This window comes from Natrialba aegyptia DSM 13077 (assembly GCF_000337535.1).
GTDB classification, from domain to species: domain Archaea; phylum Halobacteriota; class Halobacteria; order Halobacteriales; family Natrialbaceae; genus Natrialba; species Natrialba aegyptia.
On sequence record NZ_AOIP01000016.1, the window covers coordinates 281,911 to 300,413 of the forward strand.

The following is an 18,503-nucleotide window of genomic DNA, read 5'->3' on the forward strand; positions in this document are numbered from 1 at the left end:
GGCGAACCGAATCGGCACTCGACCCGGCCGCCGCCGAAGTCCTCGGTCGAACGACCACCGACGCGCCGCTCGCCGCCGTCGTCGAAAAGCCGCGCACGGAGACTGCGATCGAATCGCTGCGCGCCGAAGGCGTCTACGACGACTCGCGACGCGTGCGCGAGACCGATGCCGAAAGAATCGCGCTGCCGATCACCGAGCCGCCCACCGAGACTGCCGTGCTCGATGTCGTCCGGCAACTCGATCCCGAACCGCGCACGACCGACCTTTCCGACCTGCTCGCCGAGCGCGGCTGGAGCGAGGCTGCACTCGAGTCGATCCCGAACTCGTGGGCCGTCATCGGCTCGGTGATCCAGGTCACGGTTCCGGATGGATTTCCGGACGACCAAGACGGAACGCGAGAGCGAGAACAGGGACGAGAACGGAAACGGGACCGAGAACGGGAACTCGGCGAAGCCCTCCTCGAACTCCACGGCGAAGCCGACAGCGTGATCGCGGACGAAGGCATCGCCACCGAAGGCGAGGCGGGTCGCATGCGCGAACCGCGAACGCGGCACCTCGCCGGCGAGCGCGATACGGAGACGATCCACACGGAACACGGCACGAAGTACGGTCTCGATCCGACGGCAGTCATGTTCTCGCCGGGCAACCAGGCCGAGCGCGTTCGGATGGGTGAACGCTGTGCGCCCGACGAGCACGTCTTCGACATGTTCGCCGGGATCGGCTACTTCACGCTGCCGATGGCCCGCGCCGGCGCGCGGGTGACGGCGACCGAGATCAACCCGACCGCGTTTCGCTACCTGGTCGAGAACGCACTCTTGAACGACGTGAGCGAGCACGTCGACGCCTACATGACCGACTGTCGCGACCTGGCCGGCGAGATCGACGCCGATCGCGTCGTTATGGGCTACTACGGCAGCGGCGGCCGTTCAGACGGGGATACAAAAACGGAACCAACAACGGAATCGGGGACGAACGCGGAATCCATCTCTGAACACGAACCCCATTCCGAATCCGAGCCCGAACCCGAATCCGACCCCGAGTTCACCGCGAGAACAGACGCCGCCCACACGTTCCTCGACGACGCCCTCGACGCCCTCGTCCCCGGCGGGACCCTCCACTACCACGAGGCGACTCCCGAAACGCTGCTCTGGGAGCGACCGATCCGGCGCGTCGAAACCGCCATCGACGCCGCCGGCCGAACGCTCACTGAACTCGACCACCGCCGCGTCAAGAGCCACAGCGCCGGTGTCGACCACGTCGTTCTCGACGCGACCGTCGAGTGAGGGTCCTGCGGAACGTGCTGTCGCTTCCGTTGTGAGACTCGCTGTTGACCCTGAGCGGTGCAGTTAGAACCATTACATATCCGAAACTCGAGTTTTCAGAGACTGAGTAGCGGCTTGAGCGAGGAGAACGGCTGAAAACGAGAGTAGACGGTCGGTAACGCGAATTATTGCGCGCGTTTACCCTTACTACACATATACTTTTTGGCCGATTTCTACCGTAGAGAATGGTTATTACCATTTAACGAAATATTCATTAGAGTGTGACTGTGTCGCAAAAGAAAACGTTGCGACACAGACAGAGACATGAGTCGACACACATCGAAATCAGCGGTAATACGGAGTATGGCAGTCGTCTTTGCCCTCCTCATGATCACGTCGGTCCCGGCAATGGCGGGGATCAGCGGATCGAGCGGGGCAACGGAGACATCACAATCAGCACCGGCGGACGCTATCGAGGAGTCGCTCCGCACAGCGGACGGCACGACCGAGATGATCGTCCGGTTCGAGAGCGCAGACACCGCCGCTGCGACGAGTTCAGCCGATGCCGTCGAGATGATGCAATCGCAGGCTGACAAGTCGCAGGTGAAAGCCCAGAATTGGGCGGCAGAGACTGACGGCGTCGAGTTCGTCGAGAGCTTCTGGATCGCGAACGCGGCGCTGCTGGAGGTCGACACGGACGAAGTGTCGCCGAAGGAAGTGCTTCGGTACACCGGTGGCGAGCGCGTTCACGAGAACTTCGAGCTGTCGCTCCCGGAGAGCCAGTCCGACGCTGACGAGAGCTACTCGCCGGCCAACGAGAGCGCCAACGTCACGTACGGCCTCGACATGATCAACGCGACCGAGGTCTGGGACGAACACGACACCCAGGGCGGGGGCGCTGGCGTCGCCGTGCTCGACACCGGCGTCGACGGCGACCACCCGGACATCGATATCGCCGACGAGAACTGGCAGGAGTTCGATAGCAACGGCGAGCCCGTCGACTCCGAGCCGAACGACGGCCAGGGTCACGGCACGCACGTGAGCGGCACGGTCTCCGGATCGGACGATCCGGCCGGCGACGTGCCCGCCTTCGGCGTCGCACCCAACGCCGAACTCTACCACGGGAAGGTGCTCGACGACAGCGGCGGCGGCACGTTCGCCCAGATCATCGCCGGGATGGAGTGGGCCGTCGACGACACCGACGCCGACGTGGTCTCGATGAGTCTCGGCGCGGACGGCTACGACAGCCAGATGATGGAACCGTCCGAGAACGCCCGCAACGCGGGCGTCGTGCTCGTGACGTCCGCCGGCAACTCCGGCAACGGCATCAGCGGCGTGCCGGGGAACATCTATCCAAACTTCGCGAGCGGTGCCGTTGACGCGGAGCACAACGTCGCCTCGTTCTCGAGCGGTGAAGAGATCGAGACGGCCGAGGCCTATCCCGACGCGCCCGAGTACTGGCCCGACAACTACACGGTGCCGAACGCTGCAGCGCCCGGCGTCGACGTGCTGAGTTCGGTGCCCGGCGGCGGCTACGACGACACCTACTCGGGAACGTCGATGTCCGCACCGCACCACGCGGGGGCGTTCGCGCTGATGATCGCCGCCTCCGGCGGCGACGCCGACCGCGAGATGCTCTACGATGCGATGGAGGAGACCGCCTGGAAACCGGCCGACTGGGACGAACCCGACGACGAGTACGACACCCGCTACGGCATGGGTATCATCGACGTCGCGGCCGCGACGAACATGGTCGCACTCGACAGCGGAATCGACGGCACCGTCACGGACGCCGCCGGTGAGCCGATCGAGGGCGCAACCGTCGCCATCGAAGACGGTCTCGAGACCGAAACGGACGCGAACGGTGAGTACAGCCTGGTCGCTCCGGCCGGCACCCACACCGTCACCGTCGACGGCTTCGGCTACGAGTCGACCAGCGCCGACGTGACCGTCACCGAAGAAAACACCACCGTCCAGGACTTCGAACTCGCCGACGCGCTCGACGCCGAACTGGCCGACGGCCAGCCCGACGGCGTCGAAGGCGGCGATGCGATCAACGTGACGACGACCGTTGCGAACGCCGAAACGGTCACCGTCGACCTCGCGGGCGACTACGACCCCGCGGACGCGACGCTGTACGTCGAGGGTGAGGAAGCCGCCTTCGGCGAACCGATCGACCTCGGCGGACCGATCTCGGGCGACCTGACGATCACCGTCGAAACGACCGAAGACACCGCGGGTGAACTCTCGCTCGAGCAGACGATCGGCGGCATGGGCGACGAACTGACCGTAAGCACCGGTCCGACGATGGTCTTCGAGGAGTACGTTCCCGTCGCCGTCGTGGACGACGCCGGTGCCCAGGGAGAGGCCGTCGCCGACACGCTCGACGGTTCGCTTCCGGAAATGTACGATCCCGTCGTGACGACGTCCGAGGACGCGATGGACGGCTACGACGTGATCGTCGTGCAGAACATCGAGACGGCGAACGCAGACGAGTTCGTCAGCGCGACCGAAGGGGGCGACACCGGCGTCGTCTACCTCGATCAGTGGGGCGACGGAAGTAACGGCGTTCCGGCCCACTCCGAAGCGACCGGCGAGCCGGAATCCACGTTCGAGGACGACCTCGTCTCGCCACCGCTCGGATACGAACTGACCGCCGACCACGAGATCTTCGAGGGCGTCGGTGAGGCCGGCGATACCGTCGACCTCCACAACGCGCTCTTCGGCGATCACACCTGGTTCGAGGGCACCGAGTACGACGTGCTCGCGGAGACGACCGTCACCGGAGAGTCGGTCGGGTCCGGCTTCGCCGTCGACGACGAGAGTTCGACGATCCTGGCGTCGAACCTGGGATACACGGCCTTCGTCACCGGCGGTGACTACACGGCGGACGCCGACGCGATCCTGTCGAACTCGGTCGAGTACCTGGTTTCGGGTGCCGACGAGCAGGAGAGCGCCCTCATGTTCGGCGAGGGCGACTACATGGGATCCATTGGCGAGACGACGACGGTCGAGATCAACACGAGCGCCGAGGCCGTGGCCGGCTACGAGACGCAAGTCCACTTCGATCCCGACGTCGTGCAGGTAGAGGGCGTCGAAGGCGTCGACTTCGCGGACCCGGTCACGAGTATCGACAACGAGAACGGCACGGTCTCGCTCGCACAGGCCCAGAGCAGCACCGAAGCGATGCCGACCCTCGCCGAGATCGACTTCGAGTTCGTCGCCGAGAGCGATACCGAAACCGACCTCGTGTTCGACGAGGACAACACCTACCTCAACGACGAAGCGGGCGAGGTCAACGTCACGCTGGTCAACGGAACGATCGCGTCGGCTTGGCCCGGTGACGTGAACGCCGACGGGACGGTCAACACGCTTGATGCGACGTTCACCCAGCAGTATCTCAGCGGCGAGGAACCGAACGGCACCTTCCACGAGGAACTCGCCGACATGAACGATAACGGCGAAGTCGATGCCGGCGACGTGACGAGCATCCTCGAGGAGATCGTCAACACGCACGGTATCCAAGCACTCGCGTAAGCGACCGACGGCACAGTCTACGAAACACACCATCGAATCGCCACGTGGCGATTCCGTCTGTACCCGCGGGTCGTACTAGGACCGACCTCGCGGCCGCAGGCTGCAGAGAACTCACATTATTTCCAGATCCAATGACACGTACGAGATTGACGCCACGACTGTTCGTTCTCACACTGATCGTCGTCCTCGTGACGACAGCGATGGCCGCGACGGCAGCGACGGCGGCGACGCCCGTCTCCGAAACGGACGCGGACGCACAGCCGACGATCCACACGACCAGCGACCAGGGCGCACTGCTTACGACCAATGCGGACGAGACGCTCACGCTCGAGGTCCTCGAGGAAACCGACGAGACCATCACCGTCGCCATCTCCTCGACGGCCGCCGATACCGCCGGCTTTCAGGCGAACCTGAGCTACGATCCCGACGCGACGAGCGTCGCTGACTTCGCGTTCGAGGATCTCGACGGGATGGCCGAGGACAACGTCGACCCCGACACCGGTCACCTCTTCCTGACCGAGTCCGTCGTCGGAGCCGACAGCCTCGACGAACCGACCCTCGCAACGGTGACGTTTACCGTCGGCGAGGACGGCCTGGACGAACTCGAGTTCGTCGACGACGACTCGCTCGTGAGCGACAGTGACGGCGAGGTAATCAGTGGCGAAGACGATGGCGACGACGGCGAGTCGCCGCCTGCAAGCGGTGGCGGTGGTAGTAGCGGTGACGACGATAGCTCCGGGAGCAGCGGTGGGGGCGGCGCTGGAACGAGTGATAACGGCGACGGAAACGGAGACAACACTGACGATACCGACGGCGGCAACGAAACGGATGACGGAGCGGCCGACGGCGGGTCGGACGAAACGGGCGACAGCGACGGTGACGGAAGCGCCGGCGACGATGACGATGCCGGAGCGACCGATGGCGACGACAGCGACGGCGATGCAGAGAGCGATGGCGACGACGGCGGGGAAAGCGACGACACGGACGGCGAAACGACCGACGACGGGAACGGTAGCGACGGCGAGGGAAGCGACGGACTGCCGGGCTTCACCGGTGGCATCACGCTCGGCGTGCTGGTAGCCGTCCTGGCCGTTCTCGGTGCGACGACGCGCCGGCGGGACTAACGGCTCCCGTCTGTGACGGTTTTCGTTGATTTGGCTATTTTGTGGTTTCAACGGGTTTGATTAGTTGACAACACGGATACAGACGAGTTCAGTGCAACTCGACGAGCGATTACGGGGGCGTCGGCGACGACGAACGCGACGTCGACGACGGACGTGACATTCATACGATCGGAGCGAATCATGGGAACCATGAACCGAAACCAGATCATCGCGCTCGTCTTCGCGTTCCTCATGGTGACCTCGGTGTTCGCGGGCGTTCTCGCTGCATTTTAGCGCGGGTACCGAGCCGGATTCGAAGACGAAACGCAAACGCCGATCGGATGACGGACGGGATGGGACGTCCGCGCCGGGCAGCGCAGGGCGCATCGCTGGCGGGCAGCGATAGGTAACACGAGAGGGAGCGTCGGCTTTCATACGGACTGCTGTCAGTGCCGGGACAGCCCCACCCGTCCTGTGGCTTGGCACCCTCCATACTGGCGTCCTCCGTCCTGCGAGTGTGCCGAGAAATCAGTACAGCAGTCCGTATCAGTAACCCGAGTTACGAACCGTCCGTTTCCCAGACATCGGCGAGCGGACTCGACGACGAACGCGACGAGTTCGATGAACTCGATGAACTCGTCGCGGAGTTCGACGACCGGCCTGATCGGTGCGGTCGGCTCCCGGAACGGCCGCGACGACGCGCGTTCGTTTCTCCATTTGTTGAACGCCCCGTACCGCTTCCAGCGCGGGCGGCCTGCGGATCGAACGCCGGGAGGTCAGGGCGGGTCATACGATCGACCTGCGCACTGAACCAGTCCGGCGTGTCCGTGCGAGCGCGGTCGAACAGATCGAGGAGACTCGAGTCCGCGAGGTAGGTCGCGCCGTGGTCGTCCGGCGCGCGGACGACGCGCCCGCAGGCCTGGATGATGGTTCGTAACGCGGTGCGGTAGTACCAGGCCCACTGGCCCTCTTCGAGTCGGTGGGCGACCCGCGAATCGCCGGTGTTGAGATACGGCGCTTTGCAGAGGACCTGCCAGCGACAGAGGTCGCCCTTCAGATCCAGCGCCTCCTCCATTTTCACCGAGAGAAAGACATCAGGGTCGTCGCTTGCCTTCCACTCCTCTAAGTCGGCGTCGCGGCCGTCGCGATCGTGAACTCGGATGCGGTCGCCGACGCCGAAATCGCACAGGAGTTCGGCGAGCCGTTCCTGAATGTCGTAGGAGTGGGCGTGAATCAGCCCCTTTTCGTCGGGGTGGCGCTGCATGAGACGGACGATGGTGCGGGCGATGTCCGGCGTCGTTTCGTCCCGGTGCTCGTAGGTCATCTTCCCCTGCGTCACGTCGTACAGCGGCCGGTTTTCGACGGGAAAGGTGTGGCCCACGTCGACCAGCGCGACGGCTTCGGGGTCGAGTCCGACCTGCCGGCAAAAGGCCGCCTTATTGAGGATGGTCGCCGAGAGGAGGGCGAACTTGTTCCCGCGGTCCCAGACGGTGTGTGCGAGGTACTTCTCGGGGTTCATCGGTTTGATGGTCAGGGGGCCGCCCCGCGCCTCGTCGGTGTCGTCGTCCGTTCCGTCGCCGGTATCGCCCGCGTGCGGCTCGGATTGATCGACCAGCCACGTCGTCGGACTCTGCGGGTCGCGGTAGTCCGAGACGAACCAGTCGAGTTCGCCGATGAGTTCCTGCAGGCGGTCGCGTTCGCGAACTTCGCGTGGCGACAGCGACTCCTGGGAGAGGAGGTCGTCCTTCCGGCGGGTGCAGGTCTGTTCGAGGTTTTCGGCGTAGCGGACGGCGCGTTCGATGCCGTCGATCTGCGGGACGCGCAGGTCGTCCCAGAAGGGGACGGTTCGGGGGCCGAGTTGGATCGTCGCGTACATTTCGGCCCACTCGGCGAGGCCGTGGGCTTCGTCGATGACGACGACGTCGCGCTTGCGAAAGACCTCGCTGCCGGCGGTCTGCATGAAGTACGCGAGCGTCATCGCCGCGATTTCCCGGTTCGAGGCGATGGCGCGGTCCGAGAAGTACGGACAGCGGTGTTTGACCGAGCAGTCGTAGCCGCGCTCGCGAACGCAGGGTGCCTGGTTGACCGGCGTGTTGCGCTCTTCGGGGAGGATGCAGGTGTAGTTCGATTTGCCGCGAATGACGTTCAGGTCGGCGAGCAGGTCGTCGGCCGCAACGTCGTCGAGTTGAGACACCTGCGGCGTCGTGTAGTAGGCTCCCGTGGCCTCGCTCGGGTCGGCGTCCTCGACGGTCCGGGCACAGCCGGCGACGGCGCGGGCCAGAAGGGACTTGCCGCTGCCGGTCGGCGCGCGAACGAGCACCACGTCGTTGCCGGCCGCGAAGGCATCGCGAATGTCGCGGAGCGCCTGCTCCTGGTTCCCGCGGTAACTGGGGGCTGGAAAGGCTTCGAAGAGCCGATCGGGATTCACCGTCTGACTCACGGACCGGCCGACTCCTAAAGGCTACGGAGCGTCGCTCGCGCTGAACCGTTCGGCTGCAGTGACCGAGTTCAGGCGAGCGATCGTGAACTCGTCAGTGCGGATCGAATCGGCGGTAGGCGCTGGATACTCGGGGGTAACTGACCGATTACAAATACGGATTCCGTCCTCGGATTGACGTGCGGAAGGGTCGCTCAGCGGTAGAGCACCGCGGTGCCAGCCGACACTGTCCCTGGCCCGCGGCGGCAGCATGCCTCGTGGCGTTCAAATCCCACCCCTTCCGTGTACGGTTGCGGGAAACATGACCGTTCCCGTTGCCATTGCCGCCACACGACGGGCGGCTTGCGTGTCCATGGCTCGCGTTCGGTCCGGCTAACGCGAACGCGGGCGATGACTCATGTCTCTTCCGAGGATCGTTCGGTACTGAGGGGTGTTGCGTTGTACCTCACGTTCACGAGATCCACGTCCGCTTCTACCGCGTCTTCGTGTTCCCCTTCCTGCTCCGCCGTCGTACTCAGATCAAAGCTACGGGTGTTTCGAGGACGAACGTGACGCCGGAGCCACCCGCGAGTTCTCGTGATCGATCCGTTCGAGCCGAGCGATATCGTCGGCGGTCGGGTTGTCGGGAACGACGTCGAGACAGGGGTGACACAGCAGGTGTTCCGTCCCGTCCTGCAGTTCGAGCGTGATCGCCGAGCCATCGCTGCCGTCGTTTTCGCCGAAGGTCCAGAGGTTGGCGACGCCGCCGGCAACGGTGACCGGTCGCCCGCAGCCGTCGCAGGCGTTCGGTGTCATATTCGATGGTTGTTCCGAGCGCTGAAAGTCGTTCCCCCGCGACCGACGAATTATACGGATCGCCGCGGTACCGTCGACTATGGAGGTGCACTGTGACGGCTGTGCTGGCTGTTGTATGGACTGGACGGCACTCATCGAGCGCGACGGTGACGGGAGCGAGAACGGAACCGAACTCGAGTGCAGCACAGATGCCGACAGTGGCAGTTCCGAAGCGGGGCTCTCGGAATCAAATCTGCGCGGTCGGGTCGGCAATTCGGACGCGGACGCGACGAACCGGCCTCCGTTCGACTCGGACGCCAACTTCGTGCCGCTCACCCGCGAGGAGGTCCGAACCTTTCTGGAGCGAGGGCTGGCCGCCGCGATGACGCCCCGGTTCTGGCACGCCCGCGACGAGAGCGAAGCGGTCGAAATCGACGGGCACGCCGTCGCCGCGATCGCGGACCGCCCGGTCTTCTTCGTCGGCCTCCGAAAACCGCCGAAACCCGTCACCCCCTTCGATCGCACGGAGCCAACGTGGCTCCCAGCCTGCGTCTTCCTCGATCCGACGACGCTCCAGTGTCGCATCCACGATGACGACCACTTTCCGACCGAGTGCGGGGCCTATCCCGCCCACAATCTCGAACTCGACCAGGAAACCGAGTGCGAGCGCGTCGAAGCCGCCTTCGGCGGCGACCGACTGGTCGACGACCGCGTCACCGACGAGGAAATCGCAGACGAACCGCTACTCGGCTTGCAGGCCATCGGCGAGAAACTCTTCTGTCATCCCCGACCGACTGAACTCGAGGGCGTTATCGATCGTCTCGAGGCCGGTACCCTCCGACCGGCCGACCGCGCGGAGTGTCTCGCGGTCGCAAGCGCCTCGAGTTCGGGAACGCTGGCGGTCTCCGAATCCCACTACGAACGGGGGAAAGCGCGGGCGCTCGAGGCGATGGACGGCGACACCGGCAATGACAGTGATGACGACCACGACGACGATACCGACGATACCGACGGTGACGCCGCGGCGGGCGAGTCGGAGACGCGCTCCTGGGTCGGCCCCGCCATCCGCGAGTGGACCCGGCGCTACCGCCACCACCAGCAGTCGACACCGGGGGACGACGCCCCGCCAGCCGAACTCGCAGTCGACATCGAGGAGGCCCGCGGCGCTCCCGAGACGCCGGGCTGGGACGCACTCGAGTGACCGAGGGCCGTCGGATACGATCGTCGCTGAACTCGGCGAGGTCTCTGTGAACGCGCGAGTGCAGGAGCACAGGAGTCAGTACGACAGTGGAGTGCAGCGGGTAGCCGCGGCTCAGGGGCGTAATTGAGGGGAAAACGGCGATGGATCGATCGCCACTAGTCCGACTTGATCTCCTCGAACTGGTCCAACAGATCCTCGGCGGATTCGCCGGCGTCGTACTCTACGCGGCCGTGATATATCGTTCGTTCGTCATCGAAGTCGGCATCGACTCTCGACGCCTGTTGTTCGCGGCGCTCGTGTTCGTCTTCGTCATAGGCACCCATTGACATGGCAAGTATACACATAGTAGGGTCGGTTCGCATATCAATGTAACGGTCGTTCATATCCGAAGTCACTCACGAGGTCGGGACGGTTGAAACGTCTCGCAAAACGTATGCACGGCCGCCCCGTAACACGAGTGTGGCAAAGCCGCTTCGCTTTCGCTATTCGCCCACATCCTGGAGCGAGCAGCGAGTTCGACAGAAGATTCTCCAGCCACTTCGATCGAATATCGGTGCACGTGCAGTGACGCCGCAGTTCGAGATCGGTGCCGACTGGGAAACACACCGCTTCGAGATGCAAAACGACGACGTCGCCCTCTTTGCGCGTACCGACGACGAGGCCTACTGGATGGGCAACACCGAGACGCCCTCTTCGCTGTGGCGGACGGACAAGTACGGCTGGGACGAGATTCCCTATCACGTCTCGCGGTGGGCCCAGCGCGAACTCCTCGCGACGCTGCACGAAGGCGATCCGTGGCTCGCGGACTATCCACACCTCTCGTGGTACTTTCTGCCGGTGTTCATGTCGAAAGACGGGCGCGAATCGACGCGGGCGTTCTTCCGCCAGCACGCGGCAGGCTTTCCCGACGCGAGTCGGCGGGAGGCGACGCGATTCTTCGAGGAGTTTCTCACGACCGGCGTTCTCGACGAGTATCGACACGTCATGTCGGGAAAACTCGGCACCAGCGCCCACGTCGACCGCGTTCGGATGAGCGCCGCGATGGGCGAGTTCATCGCCGCCAAAATCCTCGCCGACGCGGGCTATACGGTCACGCCCGAAATCGAGGTAACGACGGGTCACTCGCTTGATTTCCGGGCGGAGGACGAGGAGACGAACGTGCTCGTCGAGGTGACCCGTCCGCAGCCGCCGGGAAATCGGGCCGCATCCGGGCCGGTCGCGGCAGTTCGTGATACGGCGGAAACGAAGACCAACGGCCAGCTCGCGGAACACGGCGGCGGCGCGGTGTTGTTCGTCGACTGCTCGAGTTTCCGCGACGACGCCTGGGCGGCGGTTCGCGGCGAGCAGCCGGACGTTCGCCACCGGCCAGCCGTCGTCTACCGGACCCGTCCGAACGGCCGCGTCGAGGGCTATCGGAAAGGATCGGTGCCCCTCGAGTTCGGCGACGCGATCGAGTTCATCGACTGAGACGGTCCGCTGTAACGATTTACCGGCGCAACCGCAGGGGGCGCGGTTGTGCCGGAAATGACTTACAGCAGTCCGTATGACTCGCGATTCGCCGCGACGTTACTCGACCAATCGCTCGATTTCCGTCACCAGAATATCGCTCGCACCGGCCTGTTTCACGTCGGTGATCGTCTCGAAGACGGCCCGCTCGTCGACGACCGCGTGGACGGCGACCTTCTCGCCGCCGCCGTTCGCGATGTCCATCACCGTCGGCCCGCCCAATCCGGGGATCACGTCGCGGACGTCGTCCAGTCGGTCCTCGGGCACGTTCATCATCAGGTAGCGCTTGCCTTCGGCCTGTTTGACCGACGCCAGCGCGGTCCGCACCTCCTGAATCTTCGGCTCCTCGCGAACGTCCTCGCGGGCGAACAGCCGCACCGAACTCGAGAGAACCTCCTCGACGACGCCGAGGCGGTTCATCTTCAGCGTCGTGCCGGTGCTCGTGATGTCGACGATGGCGTCGGAAATCTCGACGTGCGGCGTCAACTCCGTCGCGCCGGAGACCTCCACGACGTTCGGCTCGAGGCCCCGCTCCGCGAAGAACTCGCGGGTGACGTTCGGGAACTCGGTCGCGACGGTTCCGCCCGCCAGGTCGTCGACCGACGCGATCGACCCGTCTTCGGGCGCGGCGAGGACGAGCCGACAGCGACCGAACTCGAGGTCGAGGAGTTCTGCCACGTCCGTAACCTGTGCCTCCCGAACCTGGTCGTAGCCGGTGATTCCCATGTCCGCGGCCCCGTCGGCGACGTACTCCGGAATGTCGGCCGCGCGGGCGAAGAGCACGGACACGTCGGGGTCGACCGTATCGGCGTAGAGCTGGCGGTCCGCACCGTTCTCGAGGTGGAGCCCCGCCCGCTCTAACAGGTCGATCGTCGGCTCGTGCAGGCGGCCCTTGTTGGGAACGGCGATTCGCATTGCCACACCCTTCGGTATCGGCGGGCAACTGTCTTTTCATCGAGGCGGGTTTCGCTGGCCGAACCGGTCACGGCGTCGTCGGGACGGGGCCCGGCTGCTGGACTTGCTCCGCAAACAACATCTCGAGCAGCGCCGGCGTCACGTAGGCTTCGACGACGGCGGCGAGGACCAGCAAGAGCCAGGCGAACCCGACGAGCGCGGCGGTCCGAGCGAGATACGGCCTGGTGAGAAACGCCTCGCGGGACCCGAGGACGCGCTCGCCGAACCGAGTCACGAGTCGAAAGCCGACGCCGGCGGCGATGAACAGCGCCGGGAGTTCAAAAATGCCGTGGGGGACCAATCCCGCGACGATGAACTCAACCCCGACGAGTTCGCCGACGGCGGCGCCGACGTTACCGACGATAATGCCGTTGGCGACCATGATGAAGGCGGTGAGCAGGCCGAGCGAGAGCGCGCCGCCGATGGCCAGGAGGAACGGCACGGAGTTGTTCTGGATGAAAAAGGAGGCTGTGAGATCGAGTTCGAGTTGGCCCTGTTCGCTCCCCGGCCCGGAGTCGGGGGCGAGCCCTTCCTGAAGCAGTTCGGCGAGCAAGTCGAGTAAGTTGACGCCGGCGAGCAGGAGGGCGATACCGAGGAGGACGCCGAACGCGAAGAGGCCGGTCGCCGCCCAGGTGGCGCGGCGGTGTTCGTCCCACGCGGCGCTCAGGGCGTCGAACAGTCCAGGGACGGCGGTCCGCGAGACGACGGTGAGGGCCACGAAGCCGAACCCGAGCGCGGTCGCGCCGATGACGGGGCTGCTATCAGGTTGCGTCCCGGCCGTTATCGCGGCCGACAGGAACGAAGCGAGCGCGAGTCCGAGAACGAGCACCGTCCAATTTCGCTGCGCGGTCGGACTGGCGGTGGGGCCGTCGGTCATAGCAGTACCGTCACGGAAATCGGGGATAAATCCGCCGACTGTGTCCGGGCGTCCGACCGCGGGGGCCGTCACGAGCGGTGCGGATCGTTGGTTTCGGTGGTGGTTCCCCGCGAGGCGTCGGCGTGTGCGATCGAAAATCAGAAGAAACATTGACAACTCGGTGGAACAGCATTATATGAGCGGTCGAGTTGGGCCGTCGATGTGGTTCCCGGACCGGCCCCCGACGCGGACGGATATCAGCATGATCGGGGTTGGAGTCGTGCTACTCCTCGTGAACGTGCCGTTTCACCAGCCGTTATCGTGGCGAGCAATCGCTGTCGGATTCGTCGCGGTTCTCTTCGTACTCGGCCCGGGAGCCAACACGCGGCTCGCAGCGTCCGTCGGTCAGTGGTTCCGAGAGATCGGAGCCGATGGCCGGATGGGCGTCATCCTCCTGTATTGCTGTGCGGTGGTCCTACTACTCGTAGTCGTTCCGATACGGCTTACGTTCCTTCCGCACGCCTTCATCGGTGGGATACTGGCGAACACGCTGTACGCCGTCGCCTACGTGGCGTGGGCCAAGAAGGGACGCGGATGGCGGATTAATCAGGGTACTAACTAATACGGACTGCTGTAAGTCATTTCCGGCGCAACCGCAGGACGGGCGCGGTTGCGCCGGTAAATCGTCACAGCAGACCGTATGAGAGGGGCAGTGGCTGCCGTGGGAGTAGAAAGTGGTGTGACAGAGCACTCCCGCCGACAGATTCGCGAGTTCACTGTACCGATCACTAGTGAGCGGAGTCGAGATCTGGGCCGAGACAGGCGACCTCCAAGGGGCGAGCGAAGCCAGCGAGCAGATCAGGGCCCACCGTGGAGACTGCTGAGACGGAGAGGACCACGAGAGGAACCCGCCTCGAGTTCGCACTCAAATACGGCGGGAGTGGACCGGCGGTGCTCTCGAACGGGAACACCAGTTCCAGTGGAAATGAAGGGGCACAAGCGGCGGGACCAAACGCGACTGGCCACTACCGCGGCGGCGCACTCGTAACCGTTACGCTAACACGGCCGACCGCGAAACGATGCGTATGGCGACACTCGCGATTACCGGCGGACAACTCCTTCGCCCGGACGGCACGATTTCCCGCGCGGACGTCCTCGTCGATCAAGACGAGGGGACGATCCTCGAACTCGGCGACGACCTCGCCGGTACCGGCGAGACGATCCTCGACGCCTCGAACGCGCTCGTCACGCCCGGCTTCGTCAACGGCCACTCCCACGTCGCGATGACTCTCCTCCGTGGCCATGCCGACGACAAGCCGCTCGACACCTGGCTCCAGGAGGACATCTGGCCCGCCGAGGGCGAACTGACGCCCGAGGACATCCGCGCCGGCGCCGAACTCGGACTGCTCGAGATGATCAAGTCCGGCACCACCGCGTTCGCGGACATGTACTTCGAAGTCCCCGAAATCGCGGCTGCGGTCGACACGGCGGGGCTTCGCGCCCGCCTCGGCCACGGCGTCGTCACCGTCGCAGCCGACGAGGCGGCCGCCCGCGAGGACGCCCAGACGAGCATCGACGTCGCTCGTGAACTCGACGGCGCGGCGGACGGACGCATTTCGACGGCCTTCATGCCCCACTCGCTGACGACGGTCGGCGAGGAATACTTAGACGAGTTCGTTCCGAAGGCTCGCGAGATCGGGGTGCCGATCCACTACCACGCAAACGAGACGACAGACGAGGTCGCGCCGATCGTCGAGGAACGCGGGGTGCGACCGCTCGCGTACGCGGCCGAGAAAGGGATGCTCGAACCCGAGGACTTCGTCGCACACGGCGTCCACGTCGACGAAAGCGAGATCGAACTGCTCGCCGAGGCGGGGACCGGCGTCATCCACTGTCCGGGTTCGAACATGAAACTGGCGAGCGGCATGGCTCCGGTTCAACGGCTGCTCGACGCGGGCGTCACGGTCGGCCTCGGCACCGACGGCGCGGCCTCGAACAACGACCTCTCCTTGCTCGACGAGGCGCGCGATGCGGCCATGGTCGGCAAACTCGAGACGGGCGACGCGAGCGCGGTTCCCGCCGAGGCCGTCGCCGAGTTCCTCACGCACGGCACCGCCGACGCGATCGGTCTCGATACCGGCCGACTGGAGCCGGGCGCGGCCGCCGATCTCGCCGTGATCGACCTCGACGCGCCGCATCTGACGCCGCCCCACGACCTCGTGAGCCACCTCGCGTACGCGGCCGCGGCGGCCGACGTGAAACACACGATCTGCGACGGGCAGGTGCTCATGCGCGACCGCGAGGTGCAGACGCTCGACGAGCGTGCAGTGTGCGACCGGGCGAGCGAACGCGCCGCGGCACTGGTTGATCGCGTCGCGGAGTGAGGCGACCAACCGTCTCGGCGTGAACGAAATCCGAACGCTCAGAGACACCAATAAACAGTATACTCGTCTTTTGGACGGTCTCGCTGATTCGAAAACCGACCGAACGCCCCCGAACCGCCGGCGGGCTTTATTCACAAAACTCGAACTATCGTGACTTGCAATGAGTCGCCACAACCACGTTGCAATCGCAATCGCTGCACTGGTCGTCCTCTCCGTGGCCGCCTTTCCCGGCGCGGTCGCCGCGGACGAATCAACCGACGAATCGGCGCTCGAAATCGACGTTGCACAGGACGAGACGGTGGCCGTTACCGTCACGGAAAACGACACCGTCGTCGACGAGATGAACCTGACCGTCACCGCAGTCGATGACAACGAAACGTACGCGGACGCCGGCACCTACACCGGCGTCGACGGCGAGTTCACTCTTTCGCCCCCGGACGGAAACGAGTCGGTTGAACTCGCGTTCGACGCGACGGTCGACAATGCGACGGTCGAAACGACCGAGACGATCGACGGAGCCGCCGCCGAGAACGAGACCCCCTTCGGCGAACTCGTCTCGCAGTTCGTCGCGGACAACAAGAACGAAACCGACGGGCCGTTCGGCCTCGCGGTGGCCAACTTCGTCGTCGAGAACAACCCGGGTAACGCGCCCGATCACGCCGGACCGCCCGCACACGCGGGTCCGGGCAATGACGGCGACGCAACCGACCGGCAGGGCCCGCCGGCTCACGCCGGACCGGGCGGCGATGACGATAGTGAGAATTCGACGGCCGAACTCGACGACGAAGGCGCAGAGACGGTCGACGAGGTGCAGAACGGCGACGACGACACCGAAGACGAATCCAACGGCGGCGGTCCGCCATCACACGCCGGAGCGAACGGTAACAACCGCTAACGACACCGACCGTACGCAATACCACATCCGCCATCGGACGACGGCTCTCCCATCCAGAGGCACCACCCACCACATCGCTCGTTCCCGTCGCCGATGCCGGTCTCGACCGCGGCGGTCATCGCCACCGGCCGTCCACGCCGCTGGCACACCGCCGACGTCCGCCGGCCTGGACTTGATCGATATTCGCAGGCAGCGCTCGTTTTGACTGGTTGCCTTCGGTAGCGTTTTGGCCCCCGTCGCACTCACTCGATGTATGAGTGACTACCAGCGGATCAGCGAACAGCTGGACGACGTCGCCGACGCTCGCGAGGAGGGGCGTCGGAAGATGGACTGGGCCGCCCAACACATGCCCATTCTCGAACACGTCCGCGACGAGTTCACCGCGGACCGTCCGTTCGAGGGCGAGCGGATCGGGATGGCGATGCACGTCGAGGCGAAGACGGCGATGCTGGTCGAAACGCTCGCCGAAGGCGGCGCGGAGGTGGCCATTACGGGCTGCAACCCGCTCTCGACGCACGACGATGTCAGCGCGGCCTTGGACAGCCACGACAACATCACGAGCTACGCGAAACGCGGCGTCGACGACGATGGGTACTACGCCGCCATCGAGGCCGTCATCGACCACAAGCCGACGATCACCGTCGACGACGGAATGGACCTCGTCGCCGCCATCCACGAGGACTATCCCGAACTGATCGAGACCATCATCGGCGGGGCCGAGGAGACGACCACGGGCGTCCACCGCCTGCGCGCGATGGACGAGGACGGTGCACTCGAGTACCCGGTGTTCGCGGTCAACGACACGCCCATGAAGCGCCTGTTCGACAACGTCCACGGCACCGGCGAATCCTCCCTCGCCTCCATCGCCATGACCACGAACCTCTCGTGGGCCGGCAAGAACGTCGTCGTCGCCGGCTACGGCTACTGCGGCAAGGGCGTCGCGAAGAAAGCATCGGGCCAGAACGCGAACGTCATCGTCACCGAAGTCGAGCCCCGGCGCGCCCTCGAAGCCCACATGGAGGGCTACGAGGTCATGCCGATGGCCGAGGCCGCCGAGGTCGGCGACGTCTTCCTCACGACGACCGGCAACCGCGACGTCATCGTCGACGAGCACTTCGAGAAGATGCAAGACGGCGTCCTGCTCGCTAACGCCGGCCACTTCGACATCGAGATCGACCTCGACGCGCTCGCCGAGCGCTCCGTCGACCACTACGAAGCCCGCGACGGCGTCGACGCCTACGAGATGGCAGACGGCCGCCGGCTGAACGTCATCGCCAAGGGTCGCCTCGTCAACCTCGCCGCCCCCATTTCGCTCGGCCACCCCGTCGAAGTTATGGACCAGTCCTTCGGCGTCCAGGCCGCCTGCGTCCGCGAACTCGTCGACAACGGCGACGACTACGACGCCGGCGTCCACGACGTACCAGACGAACTCGATACGGAAATCGCCGAGATCAAACTCGAGGCCGAGGGCGTCGAGTTCGACTCGCTGACGGACACCCAGCGCGAGTACATGGACAGCTGGGACCAGGGAACGTAACTGCCACACAACGCGTTCGTTCGGAACGCGGGCCTTCGGATCGGGCGTGCTGGGTCC

Annotated in this window: 14 protein-coding genes and 1 tRNA gene (1 of these 15 running past the window's edge); 10 read left to right on the top strand and 5 right to left on the bottom strand. The window is 65.1% G+C overall.

Annotation, left to right across the window (positions count from 1 at the left end; translation table 11 throughout):
* The 3 genes from C480_RS08035 to C480_RS08045 all read left to right on the top strand — a co-directional run.
* Positions 1 to 1,283 carry the 3' portion of a class I SAM-dependent methyltransferase gene (locus C480_RS08035; protein WP_086009649.1) on the top strand. The gene continues 25 nt to the left of window position 1, outside the view, so only the last 1,283 of its 1,308 coding nucleotides appear in the window; its start codon lies off the left edge, out of view; its stop codon occupies positions 1,281 to 1,283.
* Positions 1,284 to 1,625: 342 nt separating this feature from the next.
* Complete coding sequence (locus C480_RS08040) at positions 1,626 to 4,799, top strand: S8 family serine peptidase (RefSeq protein WP_006665115.1); 3,174 nt, start codon at positions 1,626 to 1,628, stop codon at positions 4,797 to 4,799.
* Between the two features lie 131 nt (positions 4,800 to 4,930).
* Positions 4,931 to 5,923 carry a hypothetical protein gene (locus C480_RS08045; protein ID WP_049903415.1) on the top strand — a complete coding sequence of 331 codons (993 nt, stop codon included), beginning with the start codon at positions 4,931 to 4,933 and terminating at the stop codon, positions 5,921 to 5,923.
* 538 nt (positions 5,924 to 6,461) lie between these two features.
* Here C480_RS08045 and C480_RS08050 read toward each other — a convergent pair.
* Positions 6,462 to 8,342 (bottom strand): helicase C-terminal domain-containing protein, encoded by a 1,881-nt coding sequence (locus C480_RS08050; RefSeq protein WP_006665117.1) that lies wholly within the window; start codon positions 8,340 to 8,342, stop codon positions 6,462 to 6,464.
* A gap of 180 nt (positions 8,343 to 8,522) precedes the next feature.
* On the opposite strand from C480_RS08050, the gene C480_RS08055 reads away from it, so the two are divergent.
* A tRNA-Gly gene (locus tag C480_RS08055) sits at positions 8,523 to 8,622 on the top strand.
* A 242-nt stretch (positions 8,623 to 8,864) separates the two neighbouring features.
* Here the strand turns inward: C480_RS08055 and C480_RS08060 are convergent.
* The gene (locus C480_RS08060) at positions 8,865 to 9,134 is read right to left on the bottom strand and encodes a DUF7561 family protein (RefSeq protein WP_006665118.1); all 270 of its coding nucleotides are present in this window, start codon (positions 9,132 to 9,134) and stop codon (positions 8,865 to 8,867) included.
* Between the two features lie 79 nt (positions 9,135 to 9,213).
* Here C480_RS08060 and C480_RS08065 point away from each other — a divergent pair, with 79 nt between their 5' ends.
* Positions 9,214 to 10,314 carry a YkgJ family cysteine cluster protein gene (locus C480_RS08065; protein ID WP_049903420.1) on the top strand — a complete coding sequence of 367 codons (1,101 nt, stop codon included), beginning with the start codon at positions 9,214 to 9,216 and terminating at the stop codon, positions 10,312 to 10,314.
* 155 nt (positions 10,315 to 10,469) lie between these two features.
* On the opposite strand, the gene C480_RS23630 is transcribed toward C480_RS08065, so the two are convergent.
* Positions 10,470 to 10,643, bottom strand: a complete 174-nt coding sequence (locus C480_RS23630; protein WP_006110690.1) for a DUF5786 family protein — start codon at positions 10,641 to 10,643, stop codon at positions 10,470 to 10,472.
* A gap of 130 nt (positions 10,644 to 10,773) precedes the next feature.
* Here C480_RS23630 and C480_RS08070 point away from each other — a divergent pair, with 130 nt between their 5' ends.
* On the top strand, positions 10,774 to 11,781 hold the full coding sequence (locus C480_RS08070) for a DUF5784 family protein (protein ID WP_083873355.1): 1,008 nt from the start codon (positions 10,774 to 10,776) through the stop codon (positions 11,779 to 11,781).
* Between the two features lie 99 nt (positions 11,782 to 11,880).
* Here the strand turns inward: C480_RS08070 and hisG are convergent, their stop codons facing one another.
* Entirely contained in the window at positions 11,881 to 12,735 is an 855-nt protein-coding gene (gene hisG / locus C480_RS08075) for an ATP phosphoribosyltransferase (RefSeq protein WP_006665121.1), read from the bottom strand.
* Between the two features lie 67 nt (positions 12,736 to 12,802).
* Entirely contained in the window at positions 12,803 to 13,651 is an 849-nt protein-coding gene (locus tag C480_RS08080; protein ID WP_241433802.1) for a stage II sporulation protein M, read from the bottom strand.
* A gap of 175 nt (positions 13,652 to 13,826) precedes the next feature.
* Here C480_RS08080 and C480_RS08085 point away from each other — a divergent pair, with 175 nt between their 5' ends.
* The 4 genes from C480_RS08085 (at position 13,827) to C480_RS08100 (ending at position 18,446) form a co-directional block, all read left to right on the top strand.
* Entirely contained in the window at positions 13,827 to 14,252 is a 426-nt protein-coding gene (locus tag C480_RS08085) for a hypothetical protein (protein WP_241433803.1), read from the top strand.
* A 463-nt stretch (positions 14,253 to 14,715) separates the two neighbouring features.
* Positions 14,716 to 16,014 (top strand): amidohydrolase, encoded by a 1,299-nt coding sequence (locus C480_RS08090; RefSeq protein ID WP_006665124.1) that lies wholly within the window; start codon positions 14,716 to 14,718, stop codon positions 16,012 to 16,014.
* A 160-nt stretch (positions 16,015 to 16,174) separates the two neighbouring features.
* Complete coding sequence (locus C480_RS08095; RefSeq protein WP_006665125.1) at positions 16,175 to 16,909, top strand: hypothetical protein; 735 nt, start codon at positions 16,175 to 16,177, stop codon at positions 16,907 to 16,909.
* 253 nt (positions 16,910 to 17,162) lie between these two features.
* On the top strand, positions 17,163 to 18,446 hold the full coding sequence (locus C480_RS08100) for an adenosylhomocysteinase (protein ID WP_006665126.1): 1,284 nt from the start codon (positions 17,163 to 17,165) through the stop codon (positions 18,444 to 18,446).
* Positions 18,447 to 18,503: the final 57 nt, after the last annotated feature.

Coding starts and splice junctions, on each gene's coding strand:
- C480_RS08060 (WP_006665118.1), bottom strand. CDS start 9,134: ATGACACCGAACGCCTGCGACGGCTGCGGGCGACCGGTCACCGTTGCC.
- C480_RS23630 (WP_006110690.1), bottom strand. CDS start 10,643: ATGTCAATGGGTGCCTATGACGAAGACGAACACGAGCGCCGCGAACAA.
- C480_RS08045 (WP_049903415.1), top strand. CDS start 4,931: ATGACACGTACGAGATTGACGCCACGACTGTTCGTTCTCACACTGATC.
- C480_RS08040 (WP_006665115.1), top strand. CDS start 1,626: ATGGCAGTCGTCTTTGCCCTCCTCATGATCACGTCGGTCCCGGCAATG.
- C480_RS08090 (WP_006665124.1), top strand. CDS start 14,716: ATGGCGACACTCGCGATTACCGGCGGACAACTCCTTCGCCCGGACGGC.
- C480_RS08085 (WP_241433803.1), top strand. CDS start 13,827: ATGAGCGGTCGAGTTGGGCCGTCGATGTGGTTCCCGGACCGGCCCCCG.
- C480_RS08065 (WP_049903420.1), top strand. CDS start 9,214: ATGGAGGTGCACTGTGACGGCTGTGCTGGCTGTTGTATGGACTGGACG.
- C480_RS08100 (WP_006665126.1), top strand. CDS start 17,163: ATGAGTGACTACCAGCGGATCAGCGAACAGCTGGACGACGTCGCCGAC.
- C480_RS08095 (WP_006665125.1), top strand. CDS start 16,175: ATGAGTCGCCACAACCACGTTGCAATCGCAATCGCTGCACTGGTCGTC.
- hisG (WP_006665121.1), bottom strand. CDS start 12,735: ATGCGAATCGCCGTTCCCAACAAGGGCCGCCTGCACGAGCCGACGATC.
- C480_RS08080 (WP_241433802.1), bottom strand. CDS start 13,651: ATGACCGACGGCCCCACCGCCAGTCCGACCGCGCAGCGAAATTGGACG.